Origin of the sequence: Kitasatospora sp. NPDC049285 (assembly GCF_040678815.1) — a bacterium.
GTDB lineage: Bacteria > Actinomycetota > Actinomycetes > Streptomycetales > Streptomycetaceae > Kitasatospora.
In genome coordinates, this window is sequence record NZ_JBFAQR010000007.1 from 167,473 (window position 1) to 187,671 (window position 20,199).

A 20,199-nucleotide genomic window follows, 5' to 3' on the forward strand; every position below is an offset into this window, starting at 1 on the left:
GAAGCTATAATGTTTTCCATGGAAGCTACTTTCCGATGGGTCGCGGTGGCGGCGCTGGCCCCGGTCGCCTGGGGGGCCAACTACTACATCACGCACCGGTACCTGCCCGCCGACGCCCCGCTCTGGGGCGCCACCCTGCGCGCCCTGCCCGCCGGACTGCTGCTGCTCGCGCTCGCCCGCCGGTTGCCGCGCGGTGCCTGGTGGTGGCGCTCGGCGGTGCTGGGCGTGTTGAACTGCGCGGCGTTCTTCGTGCTGGTCTACCTGGCCGCGCAGTGGCTGCCCAGCGGCACCGCCGCGATGATCATGGCGCTCTCGCCGCTGGCGATGATGCTCAGCGCCCGCCTGCTGCTCGCCGAACGCCCGCACCCCGCCCGGCTGTTGGGCGGGGCGGTGGGCGTCGGCGGGGTGGCCGTGATGCTCGCGGACGGCGTCGGCGCGGGCGGCTTGCCCGGCGTCCTCGCCTCGACGGGAGCGCTGCTGGCCGCCTCGACCGGCTACGCGCTGGCCAAGCGGTGGTCCGACGGCACGCCCGTACTCGCCTCCACCGCTTGGCAGTTGACCATCGGTGGCGTTTTCCTGCTGCCGCTGGCGGGGGCGGTGGAGGGTCCGCCCCCGCGCGTGGACACCGTCGCGCTGCTGGCCTTCGGCTTCACCGCGCTGATCGCCACCGCGCTCGCCTTCCTGGCCTGGTTCGCGGGTCTGCGTCACCTGCCCGCCGGCACCGTCGGCCTGATCGGTCTGCTCAACCCGGTCACCGGCGTCCTGCTCGGCACGCTACTCGCGGCCGAACCGCTGGGACCGGCCCAACTGCTGGGCATGGCAATGGTGTTGGGTGGCATCGCGGTGGGCGTGCGGGCCGCGGGCGGTGGGCGCGGGCCGGTCGGGGAGCAGCCCGTCACGCGCCGAACCCTCCGTCGACGGCGATCGTCGCTCCGGTGAGGTAGCCGCCGTCCGGGCCGGCCAGGTGGGCGACGGTGGCGGCGATCTCGGCGGCCTCCGCGTACCGGCCGAGGGCGGTGAAGCCGGCGATCGCCGCCGCGTTCGGCCCGTCCGCCGGGTTGGCGTCGGTGTCGGTGGGGCCCGGCACCACCACGTTGACGGTGATCCCGCGGGGGCCGAGCTCGCGGGCCAGCCCCTTGGTCATGCCGGTCAACGCGGCCTTGCTCATCGCGTACAGCGCCAGCCCGGGGAAGACCGCCCGGTCGGCCACGTTGCTGCCGATGCTGATGATCCGTCCGCCGCCGTCCATGTGCCGCACCGCCGCCTGCGCCGCCACGAACGCCGCCCGCACGTTCACCGCCAGCGTCCGGTCCAGCTCCGCCAGGCCGACCTGCTCCAGTGGACCGGTCGGGAAGACCCCGGCATTGTTGACCAGCACGTCCAGTCGGCCGAGCGTCCTCGCGGCCTCGTCCACGGCGGCGGTCAGCTCCGCGGGCACCGCACTGTCGGCCCGGACGGCGACCGCCCGCCGACCGCCGTCCCGGATCCGCTCCGCCAACGCGGCAGCCTGCTCGGCCGAGTCCCGGTAGGTCAGCGCGACGTCCGCGCCCTCCGCGGCCAGCCGCAGCGCGATGGCGGCGCCGATGCCGCGGCTCGCACCGGTGATCAGGGCCACGCGTCCTTCGAGTCGATTCATGCCGTCGAGCCTCGCCGCGGCCCGGCAGCGGCGCTGGCGGTAATCCGACCTGGCGCTCGGCGCCCGCTACCGGCCGCTCGCGCGCACCCGGGCTCGGTGCGTCGCCGCACCGCGTCTGCCGGCTACGCCCCGATGTCCTCGTACCAGAGGTCGGGCCGGGCAGCGATGAACTCCCGCATCAGCGCCGTGCATTCGGCGTCGTCCAGCAGGGTGATGCCGACGCCGTGCGCGGCCAGCCACCCGTGGCCGCCGGTGAAGGTCGCGGACTCACCGACCACCACGTGCCCGATGCCGAACTGCCGGACCAGGCCGGAGCAGTACCAGCACGGCGAGAGCGTGGTGACCATGACCGTGTCCCGGTACCCGCGTAGCCGCCCGGCGGCGCGGAACGCGGCGGTCTCGGCATGCATCGACGGATCGCCGTCCTGGACCCGGCGGTTGTGACCCCGCCCCAGCAGCCGCCCGTCCCGATGGAAGAGCGCCGCCCCGATCGGGATCCCACCCTCCGCGAGCCCGGTCCGGGCCTCCGCCACCGCGACGGCCAGCCACTCCCTCGCCTGCTCCACCGTCACCTGAGGATCCATCAGGCCTCCGCCCGTTCCGCTCCGCTCCGCCGCGACGGCGCTTCCGCCGCCGATCATGCCCAGTCGCCGAGCCCGACAGCCCTGGAACGGGCCGGACTTCAGCCGACCAGGGGATCAAAAACGCCCGGAGCCGCCGCCCGTACCGGGGCTTGTTTCCCGTTCCTTCCGTGCCGGCATGCGGCGCTCGCTTTCCACTTGACTCCGTGTCGGCTCGCTCGCCGCAGGCGCTTCCGGCTCGGCGCTGTCGCGAGCCGACCGGTGCCTGAGCTTGTTTCCCATCCTCCCCGTGCCCCGCCCCTCCGCCGCAGGTGGGTTCAGCGCAGGACGGCGGCCGAGCAGGTCCGCCAGCCTGCGGCGCTCGCTTTTCACTTGACTCCGTGTCATCTCGCTCGCCGCAGGCGCTTCCGGCTCGGCGCTGTCGCGAGCCGGCCGGTGCCTGAGCTTGTTTCCCATCCTCCCCGTGCCCGCCCCGTCCGCCGCAGGCGGGTTCAGCGTAGGACGGCGGCGAGGAGGTCCGCGCCGAGAGTGGTGGTTGTGGTGAGGTCGAGGGTGTAGTGGACGTAGCGGCCGCGGCGTTCGGTGGTGAGGAGGCCGGCGCGGCGGAGGGTGGCGACGTGGCGGGAGACTTCGGGGTCGGTGAGTTCCCAGGCGCGGGCGAGTTCGCCGGTGGTGTGCGGGCCGCGGGCCAGGGTGCGGACCAGGCGGAGCCGTACGGGGTGGGCGAGGGCGTCGAGGCGGAGGCGGACGGTCTCCAGCGAGACGGGCTCGGGGTGGTCGGCGCGGGCGACGGGGTACTGCACGACGGGCTGCCAGTCGGGCGCGTAGACGGCGACCAGGTGGGGGTGGCCGAAGACGGTGGGCAGGAAGGTGACCCCGCCGGGGCCGGCTTCGGTGGCGTTGTCCTGGAGCTTGTCGAGGACGAGCGAGCAGCCGTCCGCGCCGACGGCGATCGCGCTGGAGGCGGCGGCCATGGCCGCCCCCAGCCCCTGACGTCGCATCAGCTCGGTCTTGTCCCGCACGTCCTGCGCGAGTTGCGCGGCCGACCCGGGCCACGCGGCGTCGAAGAACGCCTCGGCGCACTGCTCCAGAGTCTCCCGAATCCGCGCCCGGACCGCCCCCGGGTCCGCCAACAGCCGTTCGGCGAAGGCTTCCTGGAGCGCGCCGCGAGCCTGCGCACGGTCCAGCGCGTCGGCCCGGGCGACGGGGTCGTGCAGCGGGGAGCGGCCGCCGAAGTGCAGTCGGTTGCTGCCGCAGGTGGTGACCAGGGCGGAGTGCGCGTAGCGGTCGTCGTCGATCAGGTCGACCTCGTCGAGCTCCTCGGCGAGGGTGGCGCGCGGCCTGGCCGGGACCAGGAAGTCGGCCCGCGAGGAACGCCACAGGAACTCCGCCTCGTGCAGCCGCTCGGCGAGTTCGGGGCGCAGCGCGGTGCGCACCCCGGCCGCCCAGCCGGCCAGCTGCGGGTGGTGGTCGGGAGCGGCCAGGACGTGCAGCATCGCGGCGAGTTCGGCGAGTGGCGAGACGGCGAAGCGGATCCGTTCGGACGCCGTGCCGGTGAGGTCGATGCGCAGGGTCACCCGGACATCCTCCCTGTTCGGACGGCATCCCCGAGCGTCGATTGACGGGAATCGTCAATCGACGTGACCGCGGTGCCGGCCGGGGCGCACGGTGTCCGCCATGACCACCGCGACGCCGGCCCCGACCCAGCCCACCCCCGACCACCGACCCACTCCCGACCACCGACCCGGTCCTGGCCACCGACCCAAGCCCGGCCATCGACCCACGCCCCGTCAACTGGTGCGCGCCTGCGGCGGACCGCGCTACGCCCTGGCGCTCGCCGTCGACGCCCTCGGCACCGGACTGCTCCGGCCGTTCCTGCTGCTGTACGGGATCACCGTGCTCGGCCTGTCCGCGTCGGCGACCGGCCTGGCGATGACGGTCGGCATCGTGGCGGGCCTGGCCTGCCTGCCGCCGCTGGGCCGTTGGCTGGACCGCGGCGCGCGCAGTACCGCGGTGGCCGCGTCGATGCTGGTGCGGGTGACGGGGGTGCTGGTGCTGCTGGCCGCGCCGGCCGGGGACGTGCCGCTGTTCACGCTGGCCGCGCTGCTGCTCGGCATCGGCAACCAGTCCTGGCCGGCGGCGCACGCCGCGCTGGTGGCGACCGTCAGCACCGGACGGCTGCGCGACGCGGCGCTGGCCGCGGGCCGTTCGGTGCGCAACGCGGGTCTCGGGGTCGGCGCGCTGCTGGCCACCGCCGCGGTCTCCGGCGGACCGTCGGCGATGCGGGTGCTGGCGGTGGCGTCCGGCGCGGGGTACCTGGCGGCGGGCCTGCTGGCCTGGTCGGTGCGGATCGCCGCCGACCCGACGCACCGTCAGGCCGCGGACGCGGGGCCCGCGCCCCGGATGGGTTCGTTGCTGCTCGCCAACGTGGTGTACGTCTTCTGCCTGAACGTGCCCGAGATCGCGGTCCCGCTGGTGCTGGTCACCCAGTTGCACGCCTCGCCGGTGTGGGCGGCGGTGGTGTTCGTCGCCAACACGGTGCTGGTGGTGGCCCTGCAGGTACCGGTGACCACCTGGACGGCCCGCTGGTCACGCGGCACGGTGCTGGCCGCGTCCGGGGTGGTGCTGGCCGCGAGCTACCTCGGCTTCCTGTTCGCCGCCGAGTTCGGCCCGGCGGCGGTCGCCCTGGTCTCCGTGCCGTGCACCCTCGGCGAGATCCTCTACGCGGGCAGCGCCACCGCCCTGGTCACCGCCCTCGCCCCACCCACCCTGCTGGGCCGGGCCCTGGCCCGCTTCCAACTCTCCACCGGCCTCGGCCTCGCCGTCTCCCCAGCCGCCATCACCACCCTGGCCGCCCAGAGCCCCACCACCCTCTGGACCACCCTCGCCGCCGCCACCGCCACCGCCTCAGCCACCGTCTGGCCCACCCGCACCCGCGCCTGACCCCTCCCACGGACCCTCCGGGGGCCGACGGATGGGAACCAGGTGAATTTCAGCCACGCCCACCCCCGCCCCCTCCGGGAAGAGCATCCGGGTGCGGCCACCCCCCAGACTCATCCACCTCACACCCCACCCCTCCGGGAGGAGCTTCGAGGCCGGCCCCCGCCCACTCTCCCTTGCCGATGCCCCCTCCGGGAGGAGCATCCGGGTGCGGCCACCCCCAGACTCATCCACCTCACACCCCACCCCTCCGGGAGGAGCTTCGAGGCCGGCCCCCGCCCACTCTCCCTTGCCGATGCGCCCTCCGGGAGGAGCATCTGGGCGCGGCCACCCCCTGACTCTTCCACCTCACACCCCACCCCTCCGGGAGGGGCTTCGAGGCCGGCCCCGTCCCACTCTCCCTTGCCGATGCGCCCTCCGGGAGGAGCATCTGGGCGCGGCCACCCCCTGACTCTTCCAACCACCCCCACCCCCTCCGGGAGGAGCCTCGAGGCCGGCCCCGTCCCACTCTCCCTCGCCAAAGTGCCCCTCCGGGAGGAGCGTCCGGGGCGGCGGCTAAGGTGCCGGAATGCGAGATTTCGGGGCGGGGCTGCGGTTCCTGGTCAACGGGCAGCGGTGGGCGGCGCGGCACGGCCGCTGGTGGGGCTTCGGGATGATCCCGGCGCTGATCACCCTGGTGGGTTACGTCGCGGTGCTCGCGGTGCTGATCGTCTTCGCGGGCGACATCGCCGACTGGGCCACCCCCTTCGCAGACGACTGGGCCTCCGCCTGGCGGGGAGCCCTGCGCATCGCGGTGGCACTGGCAGCCATCGGCGTCGGCGGCCTGCTCGCGATGGTGACCTTCACCGCCGTGACGCTGCTGATCGGCGAGCCGTTCTACGAGTCGCTCTCCGCGCAGGTGGAGGAGTCCGAGGGCGGCGGCCCCAACCCGCCCCGGGTGTCGCTGTGGCGGGAGCTGTGGGTGTCGGCCCGGGACAGCCTGGCGGTGCTGGTGCGGGTGGCGGCGATCGGGCTGGTGCTGTTCCTGTGCGGGTTCATCCCGGTGGTGGGGCAGACCGTGGTCCCGGTGCTCGGGATCTGTGTCTCCGGCTTCTTCCTGACCGCCGAACTGACCGCCACCCCGTTGCAGCGGCGCGCGATGGCCCGGCGCGAGCGCCTGCGACTGCTGCGCTCCCGGCTGTCGATGACGGTGGGCTTCGGCGCCGGACTGGCGCTGCTGTTCCTGGTCCCGGTGGTGACGGTGCTGGCGATGCCGGGGGCGGTGGCCGGGGCAACCCTGCTGGCCAGGGAGATCGCGCCGCGACCCGACGACGACCCCGAACACCCGGACGACCACGGCAACGACCACGGCAACGACCACGGCAACGACCACGGTCACGACCACGGTCACGACCACGGTCACGACAACAGCCACGACCACGACGACGATCAGTTCAACGGATCATCGCACGAAATCACGTTCCGCAAGGGCGACTTGACTTAGCGTCACCACCTGCGCCATAACCTCCCCATGGCCGCACCCGTACAGACCGCCCCGCACGACATCGATCTCGGTGACCCCGCGTTCTGGAGCCTGCCCGAGGAGCAGCGCGCCGCAGCGTTCGCGAAGCTGCGCGGCGCGGGCGGCCCGGTCCGCTTCACCGACCGGGCCACCGGACGGCCGTGCTGGGCCCTGGTCAGTCACGCCGACGTGATGACCGCCAGCCGTACCCCGGAGGTGTACCTCTCGGGGCCGGGCGTCACCACGCCCGAACCGGCGCGCTGGGTGCGGGCGGTGTTCGGCGACTCGATGGTCAACCTGGACGACCCCCGGCACGCCGACCTGCGTCGGGTGGTCGGCCGGGCCTTCACCCCCCGGCTGCTGGCCCGGATCGAGCAGGACATCCGGCAGACCGCCGTCCACCTGGTCGACCGGGTGGAGCGGGAGCGCCCGGAGGACTTCGTCGCCGCCGTCGCCGCGGAACTCCCGTACCAGGTGATCTGCTCGATGATGGGCATCCCCGAGGAGCAGCGCCGCCGCATCCTGGCCCGGATCAACCAGGCCTCCGAGCACACCGGCGTCGCCCGCAGCCGGCTGCGGGTCCCCGGGCGGGGGCTGCGGGCGCTCGCCGCGATGCAGCTGACCATCGCCGCGCTCGGCCGGGAGCGCCGGCGGCGGCCCACCGACGACCTGATCTCCGCCCTGGTCACCGCCGACGTGGACGGCCGCCGGCTGGACTCCCGCGAGCTCGGCGCGTTCTTCTCGCTGCTGCTGGTCGCCGGTGTGGAGACCACCCGAAACGCGCTCGCCCACGGCCTGCACCTGCTCACCGTCCACGCCGAGCAGCGCGCCCTGCTGCTCGGCGACCTGGACGCCCACCTGCCCGGCGCGGTGGAGGAGATCGTCCGGCACGCCACCCCGATCATCCAGTTCCGCCGCACCGTCGCCGTCGACCACCGCCTCGGCGGTGCCCGACTCGCCAAGGGCGACAAGGTGGTGCTGTTCTACGGCTCCGCCAACCGCGACGAGGCCGTCTTCACCGATCCCGACGCCTTCGACATCACCCGCTCGCCCAACCCTCACCTGGGCTTCGGCGGCGGCGGGCCGCACTTCTGCCTCGGCGCCCACCTCGCCCGCCAGGAGATGCGCACCCTGCTGCATGAACTCCTCACCCGGCTCCCCGACATCCGCTCCACCGCCGCCCCGGAGTTGATCCCGTCCTCCTTCGACCACCGCGTCCGCTCGCTGCGGTTCGCGTTCTGACGCGCCACCGCTTCCGCGCCGCGGACTAGGATCTGACGGCCCGGCAGATCCCGGGCCGGTCGACGGGGGGGGCGCCGATGGACGTGCAGAACCGGATCACGGGCGGAAGTTTCCACGGCCCCGTCACCCTGGCGGGCCAGGTGGTGGTCCAGCCGCCGACCGCACCACCGGCGCTGGCCGGGCTGCCGGCCGCCGGGCCCGCTCTGGTCGGCCGGGACGCCGAACTCGCCGACCTGCTCGACGGACTGACCGAGCATCCGGTGCAGCTGGTGACCGGCCTGCCCGGCGTCGGCAAGACCGCGCTCGCCCTGCACACCGCCCACCGGGCCCTGGCCGAACCCGGCCTGCTGCCCGGCGGGGTGCTCTTCCTCGACCTGTACGGCTACGACCCCGCGCTCCGGGTCGACCCGCACCGGGCGTTGGGTTCGCTGCTGCGCGCCCTGGCCGTCCCCGAGGAGACGGTGCCGGAGGACCCCGAGGACCGTGCCCGGCTGTACCGCAGCGTGCTGGCCGGGCACGCCGCCGACCGGCCGCTGCTGGTCCTGCTCGACAACGCGAGCTCCGCCGCCCAGCTGCGTCCGCTGCTCCCCGGCGACCCGCGCATCCCGGTCCTGGCCACCTCGCGCCACACCCTCGGCGGGCTGCCCGCCCGGATCCTCGACCTGACCGTGCTGTCCACCGCGGACGCCGTCGCCTACCTGGACGGCGCCCTGCGCCGGACCCGGGGCCCCGGCGACACCAGGATCGCCGACCAGCCCGCCGCCGCGGCCGAGATCGCCGAGCTGTGCGGCGGCCTGCCGCTGGCCCTCGCGGTGGTCGCCGCCCTGCTCGCCGAACTGCCGAACCGCTCCGCGGACGCCATGGCGCGGGCCCTGCGGGACACCGGGCGCCGGCTCTCCCGGCTCACCGGCGAGGACCTCGCCGTGCGCGCCGCCTTCCGGCTCTCCTACCGTCAACTGCCACCGGAGACGGCCCGGTTGTTCCGCCTGCTGCCGCTCAATCCGGGCCCGGACCTCGCCACCGAGGCACTCGCCCGGCTCGCCGACCTGCCGGAGGAGGACGCCGAGCCGCTGGTCCACGCCCTGGCCCGGGCCCACCTGGTCGAACCGGCACCGCCGACGACCGCTGGCGGATGCACGACCTGATGCGGCTGTACGCCGACGAGCTCTGCCGCGAGAAGGAGTCGCCCGCCCACCGCGAAGCCGCCACCGACCGGCTGCTCGACCACTACGGGGCCACCGCGATCGCCGCCGACTCGCACCTGCTGCACGGCGCGCGCCCCCTGCCCCGGTTCGCCGACCGCGCCGCCGCCCTCGCCTGGCTGGACGCCGAGCACCCCAACCTGTTCGCGGCCGTCCTGGCCGCGCCCGCCCTGAACCGGCCGCGCGCCCAACTCGCCCTGTACGGACCGCTCTCCGCCTACCTGGCGTTCCGCCGGCGGCTCGGCGACAACGCGGACTTGGCCGAGGCCGCGATCCGCACCGTCCGCGGGTCCCGGGACCCGGCGCTGCGCGGGCTCGAAACCCCCCTGCTGACCGAACTCGGCAACGCGCTGCGCGAGTTGCGGCGCTTCGACGAGGCCCTGGACGCCCACCGGAAGGCGCTGAAGCGCAGCCGCGGCGACCGGGTCGCCGAGGCGGGCGCACTGAGCAACCTCGGCCTGACGTACGAACAGATGCGCCGTCCAGCCGAGGCGGTGGACGTGCTGGAGGAGGCCCTCGCGGTCTGCCCGGACGGCGCGGCCCCTCGGTTGCGCGGCATGATCCACGCCAACCTCGGCCTCGCGCTACAGGCACTGCGCAGGCTGCCGGAGGCGGCGGACGCCCTCCGGACGGACATCGCCATCTGCCGGAGCCTCGACGACCGGCCGGGTGAGGCGGTCTCGCTCAACAACCTCGGACTCGTCCTGCGCGACCAGGGCCGCCACGCCGAGTCGGCGCAGACCTTCCGGACCGCCCTGGACCTCGCCCGGGAGGTCGACGACCGCTTCACCGCGGCACTGGCGCAGGCCAACCTCACGCTCGCAACCGCGCTGGCCGCGGACCCTGCCGGGGGCGGCCCGGACGTCGACGCGATCGGCGGGGCACTGTCGGCCCTCGACACCATGGGCGACGCCCACATGGTCGCCCAGGTCCGCGTGGACCTCGGCCCGGTGCTGTTGCGCTCCGGGCAGCCCGCGGAGGCGGTCGCGGTGCTGACCGCCGCGCTGGAGACCGCACGCGAGCAGCACGACCCGCGCACCCAGGCCTTGGCGCTGGCCAACCTCGGCCTCGCCCGGGAGGAGCTCGGCGACGACGAGGCGGCGGTCCGCGACGACACCGAGGCGGTCCGCCTGTTCCACGAGATCGGCGAGCGCTTCCTCGAAGCCAGGGCGCTCGTCAACCTCGGCCTCCTGCTCCGCCGCACCGGTCCCGCCGACGCCGCCTGCCGCGCCTTCGCCGACGCCGCCGAGACCTTCCGCGAGCTCGGCGACCAGGAGGCGGAGGACAGAGCCCGGCGCCTGCTCGCCCAGGCACGCGAACAGGGCGGCCACCGCTCGACGCGGTGACCGCCCCGGACGGGGTGGCGCAGGGTCAGGACGGGTGGGCGCCGACCGCGTCGCGGATCTCGTTGCCGAGGACGCTGTTGGCCCGGGCGCAGTGCGCGCCGCAGAAGAACCGGCCCGCGACCTCGACGCCGTGGCCGACGATCCGGACCGTGCACTGCTCGCAACGCGGCGCCAGTTTCTCCATCGCGCACTCGAAACTGTCGAAGACGTAGGTGTCGCCGGTGATCGTCTTGATCTCGAAGGACAGCCAGTAGTCGTTCTGGCACACCACGCAGACCGCCATCTCGGGCTCCTCTCGCCGTACGGGTCCACCGCCGAGTCTTCGCCCAGACCACGGGCCCGGCAATCGGCGGCGGTCCGAACGGATAATGGCGGTGGGCCCTGCGGAGGAGGCCGAGATGATCATCCGAATCTGGGAGGCGCACGTCTCCCCGCGCCGCGTCGAGGAGTTCTGCGCCCGCCTCGCCGCGACCGTGCTCCCCGAGATCGGCCGCCGCGACGGCTGCCTCGGCGGCGAGTTGCTGCGCGCCGTCGCCGACGGCGACCACCGGGTCCAGATGATCACCCGCTGGCGCGACGAGGACGCCCTGCGCGCCTACGCCGGCCCGATGTGGCGGATCCGCCCGGTCTGGTCCGAGGGCGAGCTCAACGACCTGGAACACCCGCCCACCGTCGTCCACTACCGCGAGCTCAGCCGCCTCGACCCCGCCGCCGACGACTGACCCCGGATCACTCGACCGGGATGCCGCGGTCCGACTTGACCTGCTTCATCGTCAGGTGCGAGTGCACCTGCGCGATGCCCGGCAGGCCCGACAGCACGTCGGTGACGAAGCGCTCGTACGCCGCCAGGTCGGCCACCGCGACGCGCAGCAGGTAGTCCGGGTCGCCGAACAGCCGGTGCGCCTCCACCACCTCCGGCAGCTGCGCCACCCGGCGTTCGAACTCGGCGACGGTGTCCCGGTCCTCGTGCCGCATCACCACCGTCACGAACGGCTGGAAGCCGCGGCCGACCGCCACCGGGTCGAGCTGCGCCCGGTAGCCGCGGATCACGCCCAGCTGCTCCAGGTGGCGCACCCGGCGCAGGCACGGGGAGGGCGTCAGGCCCACCCGGTCGGCGAGTTCGGCGTTGGTCAGCCGCCCGTCCTGCTGGAGCTCGTGGAGGATTCTGCGGTCAAGGCGGTCCATGACGCAACATTCTGCCTCATGACCCGGCTGACCAGCGAAAACGGGTCATCGCATGCTACCTCCGCCCCGCTAGCGTCTGGCACGACCCTCCCGCCCGTCCGCGAACCTCGAGGTGCCATGGACCCGCACGCCCTGCTGCTCTTCCTCGGCGTCGACCTGCTGCTGGTCTGCACCCCGGGGCCGGACTGGCTGTACATCGCCGCCCGCGGCCTCGGCCAGGGACGCCGCGCCGCGCTCACCGCCGTCGTCGGGGTCTGCGCCGGCTACACCGTGCACACCGCGCTCTCCGCAGCCGGTCTGGCCGCCGCGCTGCGGGCCGTCCCCGCGCTGCTGCCGCTGCTGCGCTGGACCGGCGCCGCCTACCTGGCCTTCCTGGCCGTGACCATGCTGCTGGCGCTGCGCCGCGGCGGCGCCGAGGCCCTCACCGCCGCCCGCCCCCAGCCCGCCCGCACGGTGCTCCGGCAGTCCGCCCTCACCGCCCTGCTCAACCCCAAGGGCCTGCTGCTCTACCTCTCCCTCGTCCCGCAGTTCGTCGACCCGGCGCGCCCCCTCCCGGTCGGCGGCCAGGTCCTCGCCCTCGGCGCCCTCAACGTGCTCAGCTGCGCCGCCGTCTACTCCGCCGTCGCCCTCACCGCCGCCCGGCTCGGCACCCGGATGTCCGCCACCCCCCGCGCCGCGAGGCGGCTGTCGGCGGTCTCGGCCGTCCTCTTGCTGGCCGTGGCCGGCGTGACCGCCACCGCCTGACCGCACCCGCGCCGCCCCTGACGCTTCGTCGGATCGCCCGCTCCCGGCTAGCCCGTCGCCTCGGGACGGCCGAGCGCGGCGGTGTCGTACGCCGCCAGCGCGGCCTGCAGGGTCAGCAGGTCGGCGCCCCGCCCGGCGTCCAGGCCGGAGAGGTCGGCGGCCTTGCGGAGGCGGTAGTCGACGGTGTTCGGGTGCACCTGCAGGGCCGCGGCGGCCCGGCGGCGGTCCAGGCCGCAGGCGAGGAAGGTGCGCAGGGTGTCGAGGAGTTCGGGCCGGGCGGCGAGCGGCCCGAGGCGCGCGGCGAGGGCGTCGCGGGCGGGGCCGGGACGGCTGAGCTGGTACTCGACCAGGACGTCGGTGAGCAGGTGCAGGCCCGGTCCGCGCCCGGCCGCGACGGCGACCTGCCGGACCTCCGCGGCCAGCCGGGCGGCCTCCGCGACGCCCTCCGGCGCGGCGGCGGCCGCGGCGACCGTCAGCTCGGCGCCGCAGATCCGGGCGAGCTGCTCGACCAGCCGGCCGAGGCGCTCGCGTTCGGCGCCGCCCAGCGCGTGCGCGGACTGACGGGGGATCAGCACCAGCCCGCCCTCGCCGGACAGCGCGGTGAGCGGGACCTCGGCGGTCTGCCGGGCCAGCTCGTGCCGCAGCCGCCGGAGCTTGCGGCGGGCCGCGACCGAGTGGTTGACCTCGGGCAGCAGCTCGTCGGGGTGCGGGCCCATCGCGATCGACAGCACCAGGTAGCCGGGCGGCAGCGGCAGTCCGGCCCGGTCGGCGGCGGCGCGCGGGTCACCGCCCTCCAGCAGCCGGGAGAGCAGGGCCTGCCGGGCGACCTGCTCGTCGCCGAGCGCGGCCTGCCGTTCCTGGACGTACCCGGCGGCCACCGCGCAGCTGACCACCCGCAGGTAGCCGAGCAGGCGGCGCTGGGCGGTCTGCATGTCGGCGAGGTCGCCGGGTTCGGCGGTGGCCAGGACGCGGGCCGCGCACTCCTCGGCGCCGACGTGGTAGGCGCCGACCACGGCCTCCAGCGGGACGCCCTCGTCGGCGCGCCGCGCGGAGGACTCGCGGATCCGGCCGAGCTCCTCCTCACCGGGCAGCTCGCCGGTGTTCAGCACCTCGATGAACCCGCGGATGCCGCCCTCGACCTGCCGGGCGATCTCTCCGCGCAACTGCTCCGGCGGGAGCGCCTCGTACGCGGGGAGCTGCTCGACCAGCCGGGCCATCACCACCGCGGTCAGCGCCGGGGCCTCGGCGAGCAGCCGCCGGTGCACCGGGACGCCGCCGAACTGCGGCACCCGGCCGGGGTGTCGGGTGTTGGGCGCGGTCACAATCCACCTCCCGAATCTCTGTGCCGCGCCCTGGCGACGTGCCCCCGTACCGCGGTCATCATGGTTTCCCGGAGGTTACCTACCCGTAGGTAACTCGCGCGAGCCCCCCACCACGCGCCGGCTCCGCGCGACCCCGACCCACCCATCCCCCACGTCGCTCACCCCGAGTGACCCCCAGTCAGGAATCGGGAGTGCCATGTACCGAGCCGCCGCCCGGCTGATCGCCACCGCCCTGGTCACCGCCGCCGTCGCCACCGCCGCCCCGGCCGCGACCGCGTCGGCGACCACCACCGGTGACGCCTTCTACGTCTACGACGGCAGCACGCCGCTGTCCTCGCTGGCGCCGGGCACCGTGCTGAGGACCCGCACCGTGCAGTACCACCTGGTCGGCATCCCGACCCCGGTCAAGGCCGTCCAACTGCTGTTCCGCACCACCGACGCCCAGGGCCGCCCCACCGCCGGCGTCACCACGGTGGTGCGCGGCCTGGGCAGCGACGGCAGCCGCGCCGTCTCCTACCAGTCCTTCTACGACTCACTGAACCCGGAGGACGGCCCGTCCCGGGCCATCGCCGGCGGCCTGACCCTCGGCGGGGCGATCCCCAATGCGGAAGCCCTGTTCGTGGTCCCGCTGCTGCTCCAGGGCTACGACGTGGTGATCCCGGACTCCGAGGGCCAGCGCGCCGACTTCGCCGCCGGACCCGAGTACGGCACCACCACGCTGGACTCCATCCGGGCCGCCTCCCACTCGGCGGACACCGGCCTGAACGCCGACACCCGGATCGGCATGCTCGGCTACTCAGGCGGCGCCATCGCCACCAACTGGGCCGCCGCCCTCGCCCCCTCGTACGCCCCGGACGTCAACCGGCGGCTGGTCGGCTTCGCGGAGGGCGGCGTGCTGGTCGACCCCGCGCACAACCTCAAGTACGTGGACGGCGGCCTGATCTGGCCGGGTGTCATCCCGATGGCGATCATCGGCGTCGCCCGCGCCTACGACCTCGACCTGACGCCCTACCTCAGCGACTACGGCGCGCAGGTCTACCGCCGGATGCAGGACGCCTCGATCGTCAACGCGCTCGGCCAGTACCCGGGGCTGACCTGGAAGAACCTGGCCAAGCCGCAGTACGCCGACCCGAACTCGGTGCCCCCGTTCCTGGCCGCCGTCAACAAGGTCAACCTGGGCTCCGCCCCCACCCCGACCGCCCCCGGCTACATCGCCCAGGGCAACGGCGGCGTTCTGGAAGGCACCTTCAGCAACCTGCCCGGCATCGGCACCGGCGACGGCGTGATGGTCGCCGGCGACGTGCGGGCGCTGGCCCGCCAGTACTGCGCCACCGGCACCGCCGGCATCAAGTACCAGCAGTACGACCTGCTCAGCCACCTCGGCACCGCCGTCCCCTGGGCCCCCCTCGCCCTCGGCTACCTCAACGACCGCTTCGCGGGCAAGCCCGCCCCCTCCGACTGCGGCCACATCCCCGCGGGCAACTCGCTCGCACCGGAGCGGGCTGGGTAAGCATCAGGGAGCGCGGTCACCTGCACCACCAGGGGCCCGGGGAACGGCGGCGCGAGTGCCTGGTGGCCTGAGCTCGGCTGGTGGCCTGAAAGACCGTCAGCCAAGTCGAGACCGTCCGCCACTCGCCTCGCCGTTCCCCGAGCCCCTGCTATGGCTCTCTCAGATCTAGAGCGCCTGCGGCATTTGCTTCGCCCCGCCCCTGATCTTCATCGCCAGAACGATCTCCACCACCCCGATCACCAGCAGCCCGCACGCGGCCAGTACCGCCAGCACGGTGATGGTGTTCGCGGGCCAGACCATCAGGATGATGCCGGCCAGCATGTTCAGGGCGCCGATGAAGCCCTGCCAGCCGCGGGCCGGCATCTGCGGGTCGGAGGCCACCGCGGCGAGCTGGGTGATGCCGCGGAACAGCCAGCCGATGCCGATCCAGAGGGCCAGCAGCAGGACGGACTGGGCGGCGCTGCGGAAGCACAGCAGGCCGAGCAGGACGCAGATCGCGCCGCTGATGAACGCCAGCACCCGCATCGCCGTGGAGACGTGGGTGCCGAACGCGGCGACGAGTTGCACGATGCCGATCACCAGCAGGTAGAGGCCGAACAGGATGCCGATCACCATCAGCGTCTCCTTCGGCCAGGCGAGCACCACGATGCCCAGCGCCAGCGAGACCAGGCCGCCGGCCAGCACCGCCTGCCAGGTCACCTTCGCCAGTTGCTGGAACGGTCCGGGCACGTCGTCGCGGTCGGGTGTCCGGTACGGGGCTGCCATGGTTCCTCCTCGGGCCCGTGCGGGTCCGTCCGGAGCGCGGGGCGGCGGACGGCTGTACCCTTCCAGCGTCTCGGGCGGCCCACCCCGCGGCTCGGCGGGTTCCGCCGTACGGACGACCCGGGCCGCACCGGCCGCACCCTGATCCATTACCGTCCGTTCACCCGGTCGGGTGGCATCGCCAACTACCATCTGACGCTATGACAGACGCGGGGGAACGCGGCGCGGGGTTCGAGCCGGAGCCGGTCGGCGGGCATTACATCGTCTGCGGGGGCAATGCGCTGGCTCATCGGCTGATCAAGGAACTCGTCGAGCAGTACGAGGTTCCGGTGGTCGCGGTGGTTCCCGACCTGTCCCGTGAGCACGGCCCGATGATCAGTCAACTGCCAGGCGTGTCAGCGGTGTTGGAGTACTCCACGGTCACCGGCGAGGCGCTCGGCGCAGCCGGCGTCGACCGGGCCCGCGGCATCGCGCTGATGGACGGCACCGACCAGGAGAACATCCACGCCGCGCTGGCCGCGGAGAACCGCAACCCCGGGGTGCGGATCGTGCTGCGGATGTTCAACCAGCGGCTCGGCGAGCACCTGGAGAAGCTGCTGCCGAACTGCGCCGCGCTGTCCGGCTCGGCCACCGCCGCCCCGGCCTTTGCCAACGGTGCCCTCGGCCGGCCCAACTCGGTGGAGGTGGGCGGGCGTTACCTGTACGTCGCGTACGACGAGGACATCCGCTCCAACCAGCTCGCGCTGGTCGCCGACCGGATCGACCGGCAGGACCTGAGCCGGCTGCGGCTGCTGCCGGACACCGGGGGGCGGGCCGCGGAGTTCATCCGGCTCGCGTACACCTTCGGCGACCAGAGCCCGATCCACATCGGCCGGCCCGCCGACCCCTCGCCCGCCCCGGAGCCCGGCGGCGTGGCCGCGCTGCAGACCTTCGACGCCGCGCCCGAGCTGCGCTTCCCGCTCTGGAAGCGGCTGCGCTGGTGGGGCCAGGACGTGCTGAAGTACTTCACCAACACCCGGCTGCGGATGCTGCTGGTCACCGCCTTCGCGGCGATCGTGCTCGGCGCCGCGGTGATGTACGGCCGCACCGGCAGCCTCGGCTGGACGACGTACTACACGCTGCTGGACGCGGCGGGCGCCGCCACCCCGGACGCGCCGGGCCAGGAGATGATGGGCGGGGCGTGGGCCAGGGCCGCGCAGGTGCTGATCACCTTCTGCGGGATCACCTTCATCCCGGTGGCCACCGCGATCGTGGTGGAGGCGCTGGCCAGCGGCCGCCGCGGGGCGCCGCGTCCGCCCGGTGCCCGGACCCGGGACCACGTGATCGTGGCCGGCCTGGGCAACATCGGCACCCGGGTGGCCACTCTGATCAAGGGCACCGGCCTGCCGGTGGTCGCCCTGGAACGCGATCCGCAGGCCCGCGGCGTGGCGGCCGCGCGGGCGCTGGGCATACCGGTGCTGATCGGTGACGGACCGTTGGAGGCGCAGCTGCGGCAGGCCCGGGTCAAGCACGCGCGGGCGGTGGTGGCGGTCACCTCGGACGACGCCGCCAACCTGGAGGCGGCCCTGGAGGCCCGCGCGGTGCGGCCCGAAGTGCGCATCGTGGTGCGGCTGTTCGACGACGACTTCGCCCACCACGTGTACGCCACGCTGGGCAACGTGGCCTCCCGCTCGGTCTCCTACCTGGCCGCCCCGGCGTTCGCCGCCGCGCTGATGGGCCGTGAGGTGCTGGGCACCCTCTCGGTCTTCCGGCACGTGCTGCTGATCGCGGAGCTGGCCGCGGAGGAGGGGTCCGGCCTGGTCGGGCAGAACATCGGCGACCTGGAGTCGCCGGGCGGGGTGCGGGTGGTCGCGGTGCGACTGAACCGCCGCCCCGGCGACTACCAGTGGAGCTTCGCCGACCGGGCCCGCCCGCTGGCCGTCGGCGACCGCATCGTGGTGGCCGCCACCCGGGCCGGACTGGCCCGGGTGATCGGCTGAGTCCCGCGAACGTCCCTACCGGTTCTCGAAGTTGGCGGGCCGCTTCTCGGCGAAGGCGGCCATGCCCTCCTTCTGGTCGGCGGTGGCGAACGCGGCGTGGAACAGCCGGCGCTCGAACCGCACGCCCTCGGACAGGGTGGTCTCGAAGGCCCGGTTGACCGACTCCTTCATCATCACCGCGGCGGGCAGCGACATCGCGGCGACCGTCTCGGCGACCGCGAGGGCCTCGGTGAGCAGCTGGTCGGCGGGGACGACCCGGGAGACCAGTCCGGCCCGCTCGGCCTCCTCGGCGCCCATCATCCGGCCGGTCAGGCAGAGTTCCATCGCCTTGGCCTTGCCGATCGCGCGGGTCAGGCGCTGCGAGCCGCCGATGCCGGGGATGACGCCGAGCTTGATCTCCGGCTGGCCGAACTTCGCGGTGTCGGCGGCCAGCAGGATGTCGCAGAGCATCGCCAACTCGCAGCCGCCGCCCAGGGCGTAGCCCGCGACCGCGGCGACCACCGGCTTGCGCAGCCGGCCCAGCTCGTCCCAGGGGCCCAGCCAGTCGTCCAGGTAGACGTCCGGGAAGCCGTTGGACTGCATCTCCTTGATGTCCGCGCCCGCCGCGAACGCCTTCTCGGAGCCGGTCACCAGCAGGCAGCCGATCTCCGGGTCTCGGTCGAACTCCTTGGCGGCGGCGACCACTTCGGTCATCAGCTGGTTGTTGAGCGCGTTCAGCGCCTGCGGCCGGTTGAGGGTGATGATGCCGACCCGGCCCTTGCGGTCCACCAGGATCGTCTCGTACTCGGTCATCGCCGGGGACTTCCTCTCCACGCTGAGGGGATTAGTGACGCTGGATACGATCTCCGAACCGCGGCCCGGATGCCAGTCTCGACAGGCGAGACGATGGTCACCTGGAGGACAGGCCGAGGTCACCGCCGGCGGGCACCGCGAAGAAGCGCTCCACGTCGGCGTCCGCGACCTCGGCGAGCGCGGCCGGACGCCAGTGCGGGTCGCGGTCCTTGTCGACCACCTGGGCGCGGATGCCCTCGACCAGGTCGTGGTGGGCCAGCGCGGCGCAGGAGATCCGGTACTCCTGGTCGAGCACGGCGGCCAGCGAGGGCAGCGCCCGGGCGCGGCGCAGCGCGGCCAGGGTGACCTTCAGCATGGTCGGGGACTTCGCGGCGAGCTGCTCGGCTGCCTCCTTGGCCTCCGGCAGGCCGGCGGCGTGCAGCCGCTCGACGATCTCCTCGACCGTGTCGGCGGCGTAGCAGGGGTCGATCCAGCCGCGCTGCTCGGCGAGTTCGGAGGCGGGGGCGGGCGCGGCGAAGGCGGCGACGGCCTCGGCGGCGGGGCGTTCGGCGAGCGCGGCGAGCAGCTCGGGCAGCGCGGCGGACGGCACGAAGTGGTCGGCGAAGCCGCAGTACAGGGCGTCGCCGGCGGTCATCGTGGCGGCGGTCAGCGCCAGGTGGGTGCCGAGCCCGCCCGGGGCCCGCGCCAGCAGGCGGCTGCCGCCGACGTCCGGGACCAGGCCGATCCGGGTCTCCGGCATCGCGACGGCGGTGCGCTCGGTGACCACCCGGATCCCGGCGTGCGCGGACAGGCCCACGCCGCCGCCCATGGTGATGCCGTCCATCAGCGCCACGTACGGCTTGGGGTACCGGGAGATCAGCTCGTTGAGCGGGTACTCGACCCGGAAGAACGCCCGGCCGCCGGCGCCGCCGAGCTTGGCGTCGTCGTGGATGGCGCGGATGTCGGCGCCCGCGCACAGTCCGCGCTCGCCGGCGCCGGTGAGCACCACGGCGGCCACCGCGTCGTCCTCGGCCCAGGAGTCCAGGGCGGCGCGGACGGCGGCCAGCATGTCGTGGGTGAGCGCGTTCAGCGCGCGCGGCCGGTTGAGGTTGATCCGCCCGGTGTGGCCGATCCGTTCCACCAGCACGTCCTGCTGCGCGTCCATGGTCACCGCTCCCGTCGGAAGGCCGTCGATTCGAAGATCCGTCCGAGAACCGTACCGGGCCCGCCGCGGCGGGTGGGCGGGCCCGGGGGTGCGGCGGGTTCAGCAGGGGCGCAGCGGAAGGGGCGCCAGCGGATGGGCCGGGCCGCACAGCAGGACCGGGTGCGGGGCGGCCGGCGGCAGGATCGGCGTGGCCAGGGCCGGCGGCGCGGGCAGCAGGACGTTGGCAGCGGCCAGTGCGGCGCCGCAGAGCAGGGTGCGCAGCTTCATCATCGGGGGGTCCTCCGGGGAGAGAGTCGTCCGCAAACGTGCGCGG

The 20,199-nt window shown here is 74.3% G+C and carries 20 protein-coding genes; 10 read left to right on the top strand and 10 right to left on the bottom strand.

Translation table 11 applies throughout. The features are described 5' to 3' along the window. The first annotated feature begins 18 nt into the window (after positions 1 to 18). A complete protein-coding gene (locus AB0K51_RS07750; RefSeq protein ID WP_363451681.1) occupies positions 19 to 939 on the top strand; it encodes an EamA family transporter in 921 nt (306 codons plus the stop codon). Here AB0K51_RS07750 and AB0K51_RS07755 read toward each other — a convergent pair. From AB0K51_RS07755 to AB0K51_RS07765, 3 genes are all read right to left on the bottom strand, one after another. After that, positions 896 to 1,636, bottom strand: a complete 741-nt coding sequence (locus AB0K51_RS07755; RefSeq protein ID WP_363451683.1) for an SDR family oxidoreductase — start codon at positions 1,634 to 1,636, stop codon at positions 896 to 898. The two genes, AB0K51_RS07750 and AB0K51_RS07755, sit on opposite strands and share 44 nt — an antisense overlap. 122 nt (positions 1,637 to 1,758) lie before the next feature. Next, positions 1,759 to 2,220 carry a nucleoside deaminase gene (locus tag AB0K51_RS07760; protein ID WP_363451685.1) on the bottom strand — a complete coding sequence of 154 codons (462 nt, stop codon included), beginning with the start codon at positions 2,218 to 2,220 and terminating at the stop codon, positions 1,759 to 1,761. Positions 2,221 to 2,708: 488 nt separating this feature from the next. Further along, on the bottom strand, positions 2,709 to 3,794 hold the full coding sequence (locus tag AB0K51_RS07765; protein WP_363451687.1) for a DUF5937 family protein: 1,086 nt from the start codon (positions 3,792 to 3,794) through the stop codon (positions 2,709 to 2,711). Positions 3,795 to 3,894: 100 nt separating this feature from the next. On the opposite strand from AB0K51_RS07765, the gene AB0K51_RS07770 reads away from it, so the two are divergent. The 5 genes from AB0K51_RS07770 to AB0K51_RS07790 all read left to right on the top strand — a co-directional run bounded on the left by AB0K51_RS07770 (position 3,895) and on the right by AB0K51_RS07790 (position 10,448). Beyond that, on the top strand, positions 3,895 to 5,160 hold the full coding sequence (locus tag AB0K51_RS07770) for an MFS transporter (protein ID WP_363451689.1): 1,266 nt from the start codon (positions 3,895 to 3,897) through the stop codon (positions 5,158 to 5,160). A 565-nt stretch (positions 5,161 to 5,725) separates the two neighbouring features. Beyond that, positions 5,726 to 6,640: an EI24 domain-containing protein gene (locus AB0K51_RS07775; protein ID WP_363451691.1), complete on the top strand. Its 915-nt coding sequence runs from the start codon at positions 5,726 to 5,728 to the stop codon at positions 6,638 to 6,640. A 27-nt stretch (positions 6,641 to 6,667) separates the two neighbouring features. Next, positions 6,668 to 7,900: a cytochrome P450 gene (locus tag AB0K51_RS07780; protein WP_363451693.1), complete on the top strand. Its 1,233-nt coding sequence runs from the start codon at positions 6,668 to 6,670 to the stop codon at positions 7,898 to 7,900. A 77-nt stretch (positions 7,901 to 7,977) separates the two neighbouring features. Beyond that, positions 7,978 to 9,045 (top strand): ATP-binding protein, encoded by a 1,068-nt coding sequence (locus AB0K51_RS07785; RefSeq protein WP_363451695.1) that lies wholly within the window; start codon positions 7,978 to 7,980, stop codon positions 9,043 to 9,045. Further along, positions 9,033 to 10,448 carry a tetratricopeptide repeat protein gene (locus tag AB0K51_RS07790; protein ID WP_363451697.1) on the top strand — a complete coding sequence of 472 codons (1,416 nt, stop codon included), beginning with the start codon at positions 9,033 to 9,035 and terminating at the stop codon, positions 10,446 to 10,448. Before AB0K51_RS07785 ends, AB0K51_RS07790 begins: the two co-directional genes overlap by 13 nt. A 25-nt stretch (positions 10,449 to 10,473) precedes the next feature. Here the strand turns inward: AB0K51_RS07790 and AB0K51_RS07795 are convergent, their stop codons facing one another. After that, on the bottom strand, positions 10,474 to 10,731 hold the full coding sequence (locus tag AB0K51_RS07795) for a Prokaryotic metallothionein (RefSeq protein WP_363451699.1): 258 nt from the start codon (positions 10,729 to 10,731) through the stop codon (positions 10,474 to 10,476). A gap of 115 nt (positions 10,732 to 10,846) precedes the next feature. On the opposite strand from AB0K51_RS07795, the gene AB0K51_RS07800 reads away from it, so the two are divergent. Continuing rightward, positions 10,847 to 11,170, top strand: coding sequence for an antibiotic biosynthesis monooxygenase (locus AB0K51_RS07800; protein ID WP_363451701.1), 324 nt, complete (start codon positions 10,847 to 10,849; stop codon positions 11,168 to 11,170). Between the two features lie 7 nt (positions 11,171 to 11,177). Here the strand turns inward: AB0K51_RS07800 and AB0K51_RS07805 are convergent, their stop codons facing one another. Continuing rightward, positions 11,178 to 11,633 carry an Lrp/AsnC family transcriptional regulator gene (locus AB0K51_RS07805; RefSeq protein WP_363451703.1) on the bottom strand — a complete coding sequence of 152 codons (456 nt, stop codon included), beginning with the start codon at positions 11,631 to 11,633 and terminating at the stop codon, positions 11,178 to 11,180. Positions 11,634 to 11,750: 117 nt separating this feature from the next. Here AB0K51_RS07805 and AB0K51_RS07810 point away from each other — a divergent pair, with 117 nt between their 5' ends. After that, entirely contained in the window at positions 11,751 to 12,377 is a 627-nt protein-coding gene (locus AB0K51_RS07810) for a LysE family translocator (protein ID WP_363451705.1), read from the top strand. A 47-nt stretch (positions 12,378 to 12,424) separates the two neighbouring features. Here the strand turns inward: AB0K51_RS07810 and AB0K51_RS07815 are convergent, their stop codons facing one another. Then, the gene (locus AB0K51_RS07815; protein WP_363451707.1) at positions 12,425 to 13,699 is read right to left on the bottom strand and encodes a helix-turn-helix domain-containing protein; all 1,275 of its coding nucleotides are present in this window, start codon (positions 13,697 to 13,699) and stop codon (positions 12,425 to 12,427) included. A 196-nt stretch (positions 13,700 to 13,895) separates the two neighbouring features. On the opposite strand from AB0K51_RS07815, the gene AB0K51_RS07820 reads away from it, so the two are divergent. Further along, positions 13,896 to 15,209 (top strand): lipase family protein, encoded by a 1,314-nt coding sequence (locus AB0K51_RS07820; RefSeq protein ID WP_363451709.1) that lies wholly within the window; start codon positions 13,896 to 13,898, stop codon positions 15,207 to 15,209. Positions 15,210 to 15,374: 165 nt separating this feature from the next. On the opposite strand, the gene AB0K51_RS07825 is transcribed toward AB0K51_RS07820, so the two are convergent. Continuing rightward, positions 15,375 to 15,974 (bottom strand): HdeD family acid-resistance protein, encoded by a 600-nt coding sequence (locus tag AB0K51_RS07825; protein WP_363451711.1) that lies wholly within the window; start codon positions 15,972 to 15,974, stop codon positions 15,375 to 15,377. A gap of 197 nt (positions 15,975 to 16,171) precedes the next feature. Between AB0K51_RS07825 and AB0K51_RS07830 the strand changes: the two genes are divergently transcribed. Further along, a complete protein-coding gene (locus AB0K51_RS07830) occupies positions 16,172 to 17,950 on the top strand; it encodes an NAD-binding protein (RefSeq protein ID WP_363451713.1) in 1,779 nt (592 codons plus the stop codon). A 15-nt stretch (positions 17,951 to 17,965) separates the two neighbouring features. On the opposite strand, the gene AB0K51_RS07835 is transcribed toward AB0K51_RS07830, so the two are convergent. From AB0K51_RS07835 to AB0K51_RS07845, 3 genes are all read right to left on the bottom strand, one after another. Further along, complete coding sequence (locus AB0K51_RS07835; protein ID WP_363451715.1) at positions 17,966 to 18,742, bottom strand: enoyl-CoA hydratase; 777 nt, start codon at positions 18,740 to 18,742, stop codon at positions 17,966 to 17,968. A gap of 97 nt (positions 18,743 to 18,839) precedes the next feature. Then, positions 18,840 to 19,886: an enoyl-CoA hydratase/isomerase family protein gene (locus AB0K51_RS07840; protein WP_363451717.1), complete on the bottom strand. Its 1,047-nt coding sequence runs from the start codon at positions 19,884 to 19,886 to the stop codon at positions 18,840 to 18,842. 99 nt (positions 19,887 to 19,985) lie between these two features. Next, positions 19,986 to 20,156, bottom strand: a complete 171-nt coding sequence (locus AB0K51_RS07845) for a hypothetical protein (RefSeq protein WP_363451719.1) — start codon at positions 20,154 to 20,156, stop codon at positions 19,986 to 19,988. Positions 20,157 to 20,199: the final 43 nt, after the last annotated feature.